This window comes from Streptomyces sp. NPDC102441 (assembly GCF_044765585.1).
GTDB lineage: Bacteria > Actinomycetota > Actinomycetes > Streptomycetales > Streptomycetaceae > Streptomyces.
Genome location: NZ_JBIWKH010000013.1, coordinates 1 through 11,583, shown reverse-complemented (window position 1 = coordinate 11,583; position 11,583 = coordinate 1). Strand labels below are relative to the sequence as shown.

Below are 11,583 nucleotides of genomic sequence, written 5' to 3'. Positions count from 1 at the left end.
CGCGAGCCTATGCCCCGTGAGAGGTGAACATGTCGATGAGCGGTTGCGGTGCCCGGTCGTCGAACAGAGTCTCCTGGCCCCGGGCGGACTCCAGGGCGGTCTGCTCGCTCCGCGGGAACAGGATCGCCTCGTAGGCGGACAGCGCGGCCTCGGTGTCCCCTTGGTGCGCGGCGATGGCCCGACCCAGGTCGGCGCCGTCGATCATGGCGAGGTTGGCGCCCTCACCCGCGAACGGGGACATCAGGTGCGCGGCGTCGCCGAGCAGGGTGACACCGGGAACGCGCTGCCAGCGGTGCCCGGCGGGCAGCGCGTGGATGAGCCGGGGGGTCAGCGGGCCGTCCGCCTCGGTGATCAGCCTGCGGAGGCCGGGCGACCAGGTGGTGAAGTGCGTCAGCAGCGTGGCCTTCGCGGCCGCGATGTCGGTGAAGTCGACGGTGGACAGCCAGTCCTCGGCTGCGCGCAGCGCGACGTATACGTGCAGACTTCCGTCCGTCTCGCGGTGGGCGAGGAACCCCTTGTTCTCGCCGAGGCCGAAGAACATCCCGCCCCCGATCAGCTCGGCGCACTCGGGGTGGCGGACATCGGCGTCGTGGAGGTCGAGCTCGACGAAGGAGATGCCGGTGTACGCGGGCCGGTCCCCGGAAAGCAGCGGCCGTATCCTCGACCAGGCGCCGTCCGCCCCGATGAGCAGGCCGGTGGTGACTGTCGTGCCGTCGGCGAGCTTCACCGCGTGGCTCCCGTCACCGAGCGGCTCGGCGCCCATGACCTTGGCGCCCCAGCGGACGGTGTCCCCGGGGAGCGAGTCGAGCAGAAGATCACGCAGATCGCCCCGGTCGATCTCGGGCCGGTCACCGTCGCCGTCGTCCTTGTGGTCCAGCATCACGCGGCCCTGCTTGTCGACCACGCGCGCGGCTTGGCCACCGGGATGCACCCGGGCCCGGAACTCCTCGTGCAGTCCGGCGGCGTGCAGCGCCGCCTGGCCGGTCTCCCCGTGGATGTCGAGCATGCCGCCCTGGGTGCGGGCGTGCCGGTCGGCGTCCAGGTCGAAGACGGCGGCCTCGACGCCGTGCACGTGAAGAACCCTGGCGAGGACCAGGCCGCCGATGCCGGCGCCGACGATGGTCACGGGGAGGTGTGGGGTGGTGTTCATGGTCGTGCCTTCGCTTTCCTTCGTACGGGTACGGGAGCGCCTGGCGGGCTCAGCGGGGTGTGGTGGCCGCGCCGTTGACGACCGCACGGAAGATCCACGCCAGCCGCTGCTGCGGGGTGCCGGAGGCGAGGTCGCCGCCGAGTGCGGCGATACGTGGATGCGTCCGGGAGGATGCCTGCCGCAGTGCCTCGACGAGGCGGTTGTGCTCGTCCTCGGCATCCTGATCTCCCGCGCGCCCTGACTGCTCGGCCGCGGTGGCGGTCGCCACCTGAAGGAGTACGTCCACTCCCCATGCGGCCTGCCCGTCGGGTACGCCGCCCTGGTGCAGGAGCGCGAGGACCGTCTCGACGAGCGCCAGGTAGTGCGGTCCGGCGGGCCGGGCGAGCAGCGCGGAATGGGCGAGGCCGGGGTGGTCGAACAGGACGCGGGTGTACGAGAGGAGCACCTGCGCCAGCCGGTCACGCCAGTCGCTGTCGCCGTGGCCCTCGCTGTCGCCGTCGCCGTCGGCCGGAGTGAGGTCGACCTCGCCGAGAAGCTCCTCGAGGATCGCGGCGTGCAGTTCCGCCGTGCCGGCGACGTACACGTACAGCGACGCGGGCCCGGTGTCGAGCTCCTGGGCCAGTCGGCGCATGGTCACGCGCCGCAGTCCTTCGGCGGCCATGAGCCGGACGGCGGCAGCGACGATGGTTTCGTGGGTGAGGGCGGGCTTGGCCGGCCGCTCGCGGCGGCTTCGGGGCTCCGGGGCTCGGGGGGTCACTCCTCCACGGTAACGAACATGTTCGTCACGAACAAGTTCGGCGTGCCTGTCGGGAGCCGCAGAGGGTAGGCGACCGGTCGGCGGGGCCTGTTCCCGCCGCCACTCCGGGTGCGGAGGGCGGCGAGAAAACGGAGGATGCGAAAGGTGGCGAGCCGCACCGGCCGGCCCCGTCGTACCGAGAAGCGACGTCCGAGGGAGACAACACCATGGCGCCCGAGCGATCCTCTTCCGGCCTCACGGCATCACGAGACCCCGGCCTTGCCCGGCCACTGGCCGAGCGGACGGGGTGGAGCGACGTGGACCTGCGCGCGGTGGACACCGTACGGGTGCTCGCCGCCGACGCCGTCCAGAAGAAGGGCAACGGCCATCCAGGGACGGCGATGAGCCTGGCCCCGCTCGCCTACCTGCTGTTCCAGCAGGTCATGCGGCACGACCCCGCCGACGACCAGTGGCTGGGCAGGGACCGCTTCGTCCTCTCGTGCGGCCACACCAGCCTCACGCTGTACATCCAGCTCTACCTGGCCGGCTACGGCCTGGAGATGGACGATCTGAAGGCACTGCGGACCTGGGGATCGGCGACCCCCGGCCACCCGGAGTACCGGCACACCCGCGGTGTCGAGATCACCACGGGGCCGCTGGGCCAGGGCATGGGCGCCTCCGTCGGGATGGCGATGGCGGGCCGCCGGGAGAGGGGTCTCCTCGACCCGGACGCCGCACCGGGCACCAGCCCGTTCGACCACCACGTCTACGTGCTGGCGTCCGACGGCGACATGATGGAGGGCGTGTCGTCCGAGGCCGCGTCGCTCGCCGGCCACCAGCAGCTCGGCAACCTCATCACCTTCTACGACTCCAACCAGATCTCCATCGAGGACGACACCGACATCTCGTTCAGCGAGGACGTCCCGGCCCGCTTCGCCGCGTACGGCTGGCACGTGCAGACCGTGGACTGGACTCGCACGGGCGACTACGTCGAGGACGTCGACGCCCTGCTCGCCGCGATCGAGGCGGCGAAGGCGGAGCGGTCCCGGCCCTCACTGATCATGCTGCGCACGATCATCGGATGGCCCGCCCCGACGAAGAAGAACACCGGCAAGGCGCACGGCGCGGCGCTGGGGGACGACGAGGTCGCCGGCACCAAGCGGCTCCTCGGCTTCGACCCCGACACGTACTTCCCCATCGAGGACGAGGTCCTCGCCCACACCCGCGCCGTGGGGGAGCGGGGCGGGGACGCCAGGAAGCGCTGGGAGCGGGCCTACGAGGACTGGCGGACCGCCGGCCCGGAGCGGGCAGCCCTGCTGGACCGGCTGCGGAAACAGGAGCTCCCGGACGGCTGGACCGATGCCCTGCCGGAATTCCCGGCCGACGCCAAGGGCATGGCCACCCGCAAGGCCTCCGGCGAGGTGCTCAACGCCCTCGCACCCGTCCTGCCCGAACTGTGGGGCGGCTCCGCGGACCTCGCGGGCAGCAACAACACCACCATGGACGGCGAACCCTCCTTCGTCCCGGCCGACCGGCAGACGGCAGAGTTCGCAGGAGGCCCGTACGGGCGCACCCTGCACTTCGGTATCCGTGAGCACGCCATGGGCGCGGTGCTCAACGGCATCGCGCTGCAGAGCCTGACCCGACCCTACGGCGGCACGTTCCTCACGTTCAGCGACTACATGCGTCCCGCGGTCCGCCTCGGCGCCCTGATGAAGCTCCCCGCCACCTATGTGTGGACCCACGACTCCATCGGGCTGGGCGAGGACGGACCCACCCATCAGCCCGTCGAGCACCTGGCCGCGCTGCGCGCGATCCCCGGACTCGACGTCGTACGCCCCGGGGACGCCAACGAGACCACCGTCTGCTGGCGGACGATCCTGGAACACACCGACCGCCCCGCCGGTTTCGTACTGACCCGGCAGAACCTTCCGGTGCTCGACCGGGCCGACGGTGTCCACGCCCCCGCCGAGGGCGCCGCGCGCGGCGCCTACATCCTCGTGGAGGCCTCCGGAACCGCCCTCGACGTCATCCTCGTGGCGACGGGATCGGAGGTCCAGATCGCTCTCGACGCCCGCAAAATGCTGGTCGACGAAGGACTGGCCGTCCGCGTGGTCTCGATGCCCTGCCGCGAATGGTTCGCCGAGCAGCCGCCCACCTACCAGGACGAGGTGCTGCCGCCCGACGTGCGTGCCCGCGTCAGCGTCGAGGCCGCCGTCGGCCAGGGCTGGCGGGAGGTGGTCGGCGACGCCGGCCGGATCGTCAGCCTGGAGCACTACGGCGCGTCCGCCGACTACGAGACGCTCTATGAGGAGTTCGGCATCACCCCCGAAGCCGTCGCCGCGGCGGCCCGCGCCAGCATCCGCGATGCGCTGGAGCCCCCGAGGCCGGGCGGGCGCCGGTCGTAGAGGATGCCCGTCAGCTCATCTGACGCCGCACCAGTTCATGGAGCTGCCCGCCCGTGTCCGCGAGGAGCTCGGCGGGCGGCCCCTCCTGGACGACGCGGCCGTCCGCCATGACGATTACGCGGTCCGCGTCCATGACGGTGGACAGCCGGTGCGCGATCACGACCCGGGTGGCCCGCAGGGATTTGGTGCTCTCGATCACGGTGCGCTGGGTCTCGTTGTCCAGTGCGCTGGTGGCCTCGTCGAAGAACAGGATGCGGGGGCGCCGGACGAGCGCCTGGGCGATCATCAGCCGCTGGCGCTGGCCCCCGGAGATCGACCCGCCGCCGGAGATCATCGTGTGCAGCCCCATCGGCATCCGCTTGATGTCCTCGGCCAGCCCTGCCATCGCGGCTGCCTCCCACGCCTCCTCCTGGGTGAAGACCTCGGCGCCGCAGATGCAGTCCAGGATCGATCCGGACAGCGGCTGCGCGTTCTGCAGGACGACCCCGCACTGACGGCGCACGGCTGCCTGGTCGAGCGACGTCAGGTCCTGACCGTCGTACAGGACGCTGCCCGAGACCGGCTTGTCGAAGCCGATGAGCAACCTCAGCAGGGTCGACTTGCCGCACCCGCTGGGGCCCACGACCGCGACGAACTCGCCGGGCCGCACGGTCAGCGACACATCGTCCAGGACGACGGGGCCGTCGTCGGTGTAGCGGAAGGACACACCCCTGGCCTCGATCTCCCCGGACAGCGCGCCCGGCTGGGTGCTGGCGCCGCGAACCTCCGGCGCCTCGTCGAGTACCGGCTTGATCTGCTCGAACATCGGCAGCACGGCGGCCGCCGACACGAACGCCCCCGTGAGCTGCGTGACGGCCGTCAGCAGCATCGTCACGGAGGTGTTGAAGGTCAGGAACTCACTGGCCGTGAGGGAGCCGCGCGCCGGGCCCGCCAGCAGCATGAAGATGACCAGCGAACACAGCGGCAGATACACCGCGTTGAGGACCGTCGTCAGATTCTTGATCCGGCCCGCCCGCTTCTGCAGCTCGCGGCTGCGGGCGAACTCCCCGGCCCACGCCCCGTACGCGAAGCTCTCCGCCGCCGCGACCCGCAGCTTCGGCAGCCCCCGCAGCGTCTGGAACGCCTGGTTGTTCAGCTTGTTGCCCAGCACGACCAGACGGCGCTGCCAGCGGAGCTCCCACATACCCATGGTGAGGAAGACCCCGGCGATGACCACCAGCATCGCGACGGCGGTGAGTGCCAGCGGCACACTGAACCAGAGCAGCAGACCCAGGTTCATCGCCCCGAGCGTGCCCGCCTGCACCACGACGGGACCGGTGCCGGACAGCACCCTGCGGATGGAGCTCACCCCCATCGCCGCACTCGCCAGTTCCCCTGTGGAACGCCCGGTGAAGAACTTCGTCGGCAGCCGCAGCAGCCGGTCCCAGACCGCCGGCTGAAGGGTGCTCTCGATCCGGCCCTCCATCCGCAGGATCGTGAGGTTCTGCAGCAGCATGAAAGCCGCCGAGACGATCCCGGAGATGATGACGGCCAGTGACACCTGCACGATGAGGGCGTTCTGGGCATTGGGCACATACACACCGAGCACCTTGCCGGTCGCGACCGGCACCAGCGCACCCAGCGCCACCGTGACCAGCCCGGCCAGCACCAGTTTCCGCAAATCGCCCCGGGTGCCGAACAAGCCGAAGCGCAACAGCTGCCGCTTGTTCAACGGCTGCTCCGGAAGCGGCCGGTAGAACATCACTGCCCGCTCGTCGAACTCCGGCGCGCTGGAGCTGTCGACACGGCTGCGCCGCCCGGTCAGCGGGTTGACCGCCTCGTAGCGGCCACGGCGCCAGAGCAGCGCGACCGGTGCTCCGGACGCCGCACGGTTGCCCACCAGCGGCCCGGAGTTCTCCCGCCACCAGCGTCCGTCGAGCCGCACCGCGCGGGTGCGGACGCGCGAGGCGACCGCGACTCGCTCGACCGGGTCGATCCGCTCGCTCACCGCCCCGCCCGTCGCGGGCTCCGAGAGGACGATCCCGGAATCCCGGGCCACCAGACGGCACGCCGCGTACACCGCGTCGTCCGATCCACCGGCCGCGGGCGAAGAGCCCCTGCGGGTCCGGCCGATCGAGGTCAGCAGTGCCTGGTCCGCCTCCTTGCGGACGGCCTCGCCCGCCTTCATGCCGGCCGCGGTCCGGTCCTCGTGAGCGCGCTCCAGCTGTTCGATCCAGCGGTCCAGCGCCGACAGCAGGCGGTACTGCTGATTGACCATCCCCTGCCACATCGCAGGGTCGACGAGCAGATCACCCGCCGCCTCGGTGCTGAACGCGGCGCCGTACTGCACACTGCCGGGCGACACCGGAAGCCAGAGGATGTCGTCGTCGCCCACCGTTTCGTCGAAGGTGGTCCGCCCGTCCAGCGGCGCCTCGAACAGCACCCGCTGGCTCCGGCCCACGCCGAGCGAGAAGGCGTGCTCCAGCAGGCTCAGCGTGGCGTCCCCGCTGTCGTAACGGCTGCTGTACTGCCCCTCGTACGTCACCTGGCCGGCGTACTCCGGCCGGTACAGCTCACGCAGCGGGATCCGGCGCAGCACACACTCCTGGAGGGGGCGCCCGACCAGGGTGTGCTGCGGGCCCTCGACCGGTCCCAGCACGAGGGTTCCCGCTTCGAGCCGGCCCAGGAAGTGCCAGTGTCCCTGCTCCACCGCGTCCACCGCGAACAGGTCCAGGGCGCCGCTCACGACGAGCCACAGCACCTGCGGGCCCTCCAGCGACAGACTGCGCAGCCCGGTGCAGTCGACCGGCTCACCGAGAGCTCCCAGCGCGCCGATGACCGGGTCCTGCCCGGGAGCCTCCGTGCCCGCGAGGGAATGTACGGATGCCACGTCAGTGCTCCCTGACCAGATCGGCGTAGGGCCCCCCGGCGGCCACCAGACTCTCGTGGCGGCCGCGTTCCACGACCGTCCCGTGGTCCAGGACCACGATCTCGTCGCTGTCGCGCACGGTGCTCAGCCGGTGCGCGATCACGACACAGGCACAGCCGCGCCGGCGCAGGTTGTCGATGATGATCCGCTCGGTCTCGGCGTCCAGCGCGCTGGTGACCTCGTCCAGGACCAGGATGCTGGGGCGGCGCACGAGGGCGCGGGCGATCTCCAGACGCTGACGCTGCCCGCCCGAGAAGTTGCGGCCGTCCTGCTCCACCCGGCTGTGGATGCCACGGGGCCGGCGGGCGACGACGTCGTACAGGGCGGCGTCCCGCAGGGCCTCGGCCACGGCCTCGTCCGGCACCGAGGGGTCCCACAGCGCCACGTTGTCACGGACCGTCCCCTCGAAGAGGAAGACGTCCTGGTCGACGAAGGACACGGAGGCGGCCAGGGCGCCCCGGGGTATGTCCTCCAGACGCTGCCCGTCGATGCGGATCGTGCCCTCCCACGGGCTGTAGAGCCCCGAGATGAGCCGCGAGACCGTCGACTTGCCGCTGCCCGAACCGCCGACGAGCGCCACCTGCTGCCCCGGACCCACGGACAGCGAGAAGCCGGTGAGCAGCGGTTTGTCGAGCGGGCTGTAGCCGAAGGTGATGTCCTCCAGCGTCACATGGCCCGTCAGGCGGCGGGTGCTCGCGGCCGGCTCACGCCGGGAGTAGAGCGGGTCGACAGGGAAGTTCTCGACGTCCTTGAGACGGGCCACGTCGGCCGCGAAGTCCTGCACCCGGCCCGCCACCCCGTTGAGCCGGGTGAGCGGCGCGGTGAAGCGGGTCACCAGCGCCTGGAAGGCGACGAGCAGACCGATCGAGATGTGCCCCTCGACGGCCCGCAGCCCGCCGATCCACAGGATCAGCGCGCTGTTGAGCGTCGCGAGTGCCGGAGCGACGATACCCAGCCAGGCGCTCGGCACCCCGAGGCGCTGCTGCTCCTCCAGCGTGGCGGCGTGCTGCCCGGCCCACCGGCGGAAGTACCCGTTCTCGCCGCCTGTGGCCTTCATCGTCTCGATCAGCTGGAGACCGATGTACGAGGTGTTCGTCAGCCGCGCACTGTCGGCCCGCAGCTTCTGCGTGCCGACAGCCCGCATCCGTACGACGACGCGCATCGCGACCACGTTGAGCAGCGCGATCCCCACCCCGATGACGGTCAGCTGCGGATCGTACGTCCACAGCAGGAACGCGTAGAGGAGGACGACGATGCCGTCCACACCGGCGGCGGTGAGATCCCGGGCGAGGGTCTCGGCCACGGCGTCGTTGGACTGGAGGCGCTGGACCAGATCGGCGGGGCTGCGCTGCGAGAAGAAGGTGACGGGCAGCCGGAGCAGATGCCGGAAGAAGCGCGCGCTGCCGAGCGTGGACGAGATGATGCGCCCGCGCAGCAGATTCGCCTGCTGCAGCCAGGTCAGTACGACGGTGAGCGCGACCATGGCGCCCATCGCGGCGAACAGCACGCCCAGCAGCGAGGTCTGTTCACCAATCATGAACATGTCGATATAGGTGCGGCTCAGGGCCGGGAGGGTCGCCCCGACGGCCACCAGCAGCAGACTGGCGAGCAGGGCGACCAGCATCGTGCCTGTGGTGCCCCGCAGCCTGGCCGGCAGCGCGGCCATGACTCCGGGCTTCCTGCCGCCGCGCTCGAAGTCCTCGCCGGGTTCGAGGACGAGGACGACGCCGGTGAAGCTGGTGTCGAAATCCTCGGCCGGCACGAACCGGCGTCCCTTGTCGGGGTCGTTGATGTGCACGCCCCGACGTCCGAGTCGGCGTCCGACGCCGTCGTACACGACGTAGTGGTTGAACTCCCAGAACAGGATCGCGGGGGCCTGGACATCCGAGAGGGCCGCGGGCTCCATCTGCATGCCCTTGGCCTGGAGCCCGTAACTGCGGGCCGCCTTGAGCACGTTGCTGGCGCGTGAGCCGTCACGTGAGACCCCGCACGCGATCCGCAGTTCCTCCAGCGGCACATGGCGGCCGTAATGGCCGAGCACCATCGCCAGCGAGGCCGCACCGCACTCCAGGGCCTCCATCTGGAGCACGGTGGGGGTGTGCACGGTCTTCGTCCGCCCGGGCTTCGGCGCCGGACGCGACCGCCGCCTGTTCGCCGGGGCTCCTTCCGGGCGGTGCCTTCCGCGGCCGGGCGGCGGCAGCTGCTGGGCCGCGGGGGAGGGGTGCGGTGCGGTCACGGGAGCAGCCAATCGATCGGGCGCTGGTCGGCGAGACGGACGGAGCCGGTGGCCAGGGTCATGGAGCCGATCGCGTACGGGGGGCCGTCGGCCGAGGACCACCGGTAGCCGGACTTCGTGGAGTCCGACCGCTGGATCCTCACCAGGACCGCCAACGGCCGTCCGTGCCGGGAGAACTGCTCGCCGAGCTGGGCGTCGCCGAGGAAGCGGGTGATCTGCTGCTGGGTCTGCGCCGCCCTGCCGACCGCGGACACCTTGCCGCGCAGCACTCCGTACTGCTGGGCGGGCACGGACTGGACGGTGAGGTCGACGGAGGCACCCACGGGGACCGACGCGGCACTGCTGCCCGACACGTACAGCAGGACGACCAGCGGGTCGTCGGCGCCGTCGACCCGCTCGACGGCGGCAACGTCCGCGCCGGTGGTGACCACCGCGCCGATCGTCGCCGTGACCGAGGTGAGCCGGCCCGCGTCGATCGTACGGACGACGCGTTCGCCCTGCTCCGTACGGACCTTGAGCAGGGGGGAGTTCTTGGGCAGGGTCGCGCCCTCGTCGGCGAGTACCTCGGTGATCTGCCCGGCGACGGGGCTCTGCAGGATGTAACTGCCACGTGAGTGCGTGAGGATGCCGGGGGCGTCGAGCGTGCTGGCGACGGAGCCGGTCACCGCCCAGAAACAGGCGCCCGCCATCACGGCCAGCGTGACGCAGAGGACGAGCAGGCCCTGCGGGCGGGCGAAGCGCACCGGAAGATCGAGCTGTTCGGGCGACTGCAGCTTGGAAAGCGCCTGTTGGCGGAACTGCACGAAACTCTTCCCTCACCTGTCAGCGGTCGGCACCGAGCCCCGGAACCGACGGGTTCCGGGGCTCGGCGGGGTGCTGCCGTGTCTCAGAGACCGGCGGTGAGGCCGGTGGCCAGGCCGGTGACCGCGCCGGTGTTCACGCCGGTGGCACCCTCGACGAGACCGGTGACCGAGCCGACGACGCCGGCGACCGGGACGATGCCCTCAACGGTGCCCGTGACGTTGCCGAGCACGCCGCCGACGAGGCCGCCCGAGACGTTGTCGAGGTCGCTGTCGGAGATCTCGGCGGTCTCGACCTGGGGGGTGTAGTTCATGATGAGAGCTGCCCTTCGTGTGGAAATTGCCTATATACGGAAACCCGTGGTGCGGCCTCCGTATGGGCCAGGATCAAAGCACGCCTGCGCCTCGTACAGCCAATCGAACTGCGGCGGATCTGTGGTTATCGGGCCGCTGGAATCGACTTACGTGCAGAAGTGTTCATTTCATGGCGGCGAATCCTTCACGAGCTTCACCGGATGAATTCCGCGGAGTCGCAACCTCACGCCCCCCAAGTGGGGCACTCCCGCCCCAATCGCCCTCTGCCCCAGTCTGGACCTGGCATTCCGTGCCGAGCCGCGTGATCAGGGTGCGCACGCCGTGTGCAGGTTTCTACGATCCCGCTCCTCCTGTAATTCCGAGTGCCCATGGCGGGGGCTGACATGGGAAGTTCGGAGGGTATCGATATTCACGGGATTGTAAAAGATGAACATGGCTCTTTTTCTACGCGCCCCGCCTGCGCCCCGCCTGCGAATGAACGGCGCATTTATGAAGCGTTTCCCGAGGGTGCGTGTTCACCGCGTCACGTGGTCTCCGGATATGTGGAGAAGGTGTGCCGCCATTGCCTTTCGCCGGTGGGTGGTGCGGGGGTCCGTTCGGCCGGGGGTCCAGGTCGGCGAGGCCGGCACCGTCGGCTGACGCGCGTATCCGGATATGTCCTCCGGACATGACGCGGGGCCCGGCAGGGAGTGTCCGCCGGGCCCCGCGCCGTCCGATGAGCCGACTCCGCTCATCTCATCCCCGCTCAGGGGAAGGAGACCACCTGGGAGGGGATGGTCGATGTGCCGGATGTGGGGGATCCGGTGTTGTTGATGACGTGGTCGTACTGACCCTGGCCGCCCAGGGAGACGACGAGCAGGTCGTGGAACTTCACCCCGGGCTTCACCGGGGCCTGGAATCCGTGCTGCTGGCGGATGGTGGGGTCGACGTTGAAATAGCAGTAGCTGCCCATGCCCCAGCCCTCGTGGGTGGTGACACTGTCGGCGACCTTGTAGGCGGCGTAGCCCTTGATGTCGCCGTTCTGGATGGC

General features: G+C 70.5%; 7 protein-coding genes and 1 pseudogene. 1 reads left to right on the top strand and 7 read right to left on the bottom strand.

The features are described 5' to 3' along the window. Positions 1 to 7 precede the first annotated feature (7 nt). Positions 8 to 1,150: an FAD-dependent oxidoreductase gene (locus ACIREO_RS26665; protein ID WP_404114586.1), complete on the bottom strand. Its 1,143-nt coding sequence runs from the start codon at positions 1,148 to 1,150 to the stop codon at positions 8 to 10. A gap of 49 nt (positions 1,151 to 1,199) precedes the next feature. Continuing rightward, positions 1,200 to 1,907 (bottom strand): TetR/AcrR family transcriptional regulator, encoded by a 708-nt coding sequence (locus ACIREO_RS26660; RefSeq protein ID WP_404114584.1) that lies wholly within the window; start codon positions 1,905 to 1,907, stop codon positions 1,200 to 1,202. 206 nt (positions 1,908 to 2,113) lie between these two features. Here ACIREO_RS26660 and tkt point away from each other — a divergent pair, with 206 nt between their 5' ends. Next, positions 2,114 to 4,294, top strand: coding sequence for a transketolase (gene tkt, locus ACIREO_RS26655; protein WP_404114582.1), 2,181 nt, complete (start codon positions 2,114 to 2,116; stop codon positions 4,292 to 4,294). Positions 4,295 to 4,304: 10 nt separating this feature from the next. Here tkt and ACIREO_RS26650 read toward each other — a convergent pair whose 3' ends face one another. From ACIREO_RS26650 to ACIREO_RS26630, 5 genes and pseudogenes are all read right to left on the bottom strand, one after another. Further along, positions 4,305 to 7,163, bottom strand: a complete 2,859-nt coding sequence (locus ACIREO_RS26650) for an NHLP bacteriocin export ABC transporter permease/ATPase subunit (protein ID WP_404114580.1) — start codon at positions 7,161 to 7,163, stop codon at positions 4,305 to 4,307. A 1-nt stretch (position 7,164) separates the two neighbouring features. Beyond that, the gene (locus ACIREO_RS26645; RefSeq protein WP_404114578.1) at positions 7,165 to 9,438 is read right to left on the bottom strand and encodes an NHLP family bacteriocin export ABC transporter peptidase/permease/ATPase subunit; all 2,274 of its coding nucleotides are present in this window, start codon (positions 9,436 to 9,438) and stop codon (positions 7,165 to 7,167) included. Continuing rightward, positions 9,435 to 10,241 carry an HlyD family efflux transporter periplasmic adaptor subunit gene (locus ACIREO_RS26640; RefSeq protein ID WP_404114576.1) on the bottom strand — a complete coding sequence of 269 codons (807 nt, stop codon included), beginning with the start codon at positions 10,239 to 10,241 and terminating at the stop codon, positions 9,435 to 9,437. Before ACIREO_RS26640 ends, ACIREO_RS26645 begins: the two co-directional genes overlap by 4 nt. 83 nt (positions 10,242 to 10,324) lie before the next feature. After that, positions 10,325 to 10,552: a type A2 lantipeptide gene (locus ACIREO_RS26635; protein WP_103515690.1), complete on the bottom strand. Its 228-nt coding sequence runs from the start codon at positions 10,550 to 10,552 to the stop codon at positions 10,325 to 10,327. 746 nt (positions 10,553 to 11,298) lie between these two features. Continuing rightward, positions 11,299 to 11,583, bottom strand: a pseudogene (locus ACIREO_RS26630) (coagulation factor 5/8 type domain-containing protein); the annotation flags it as partial.

Excerpts from the sequence above, each read along its gene's own strand:
- tkt (WP_404114582.1), top strand. The coding sequence starts at position 2,114 with ATGGCGCCCGAGCGATCCTCTTCCGGCCTCACGGCATCACGAGACCCC.
- ACIREO_RS26635 (WP_103515690.1), bottom strand. The coding sequence starts at position 10,552 with ATGAACTACACCCCCCAGGTCGAGACCGCCGAGATCTCCGACAGCGAC.
- ACIREO_RS26665 (WP_404114586.1), bottom strand. The coding sequence starts at position 1,150 with ATGAACACCACCCCACACCTCCCCGTGACCATCGTCGGCGCCGGCATC.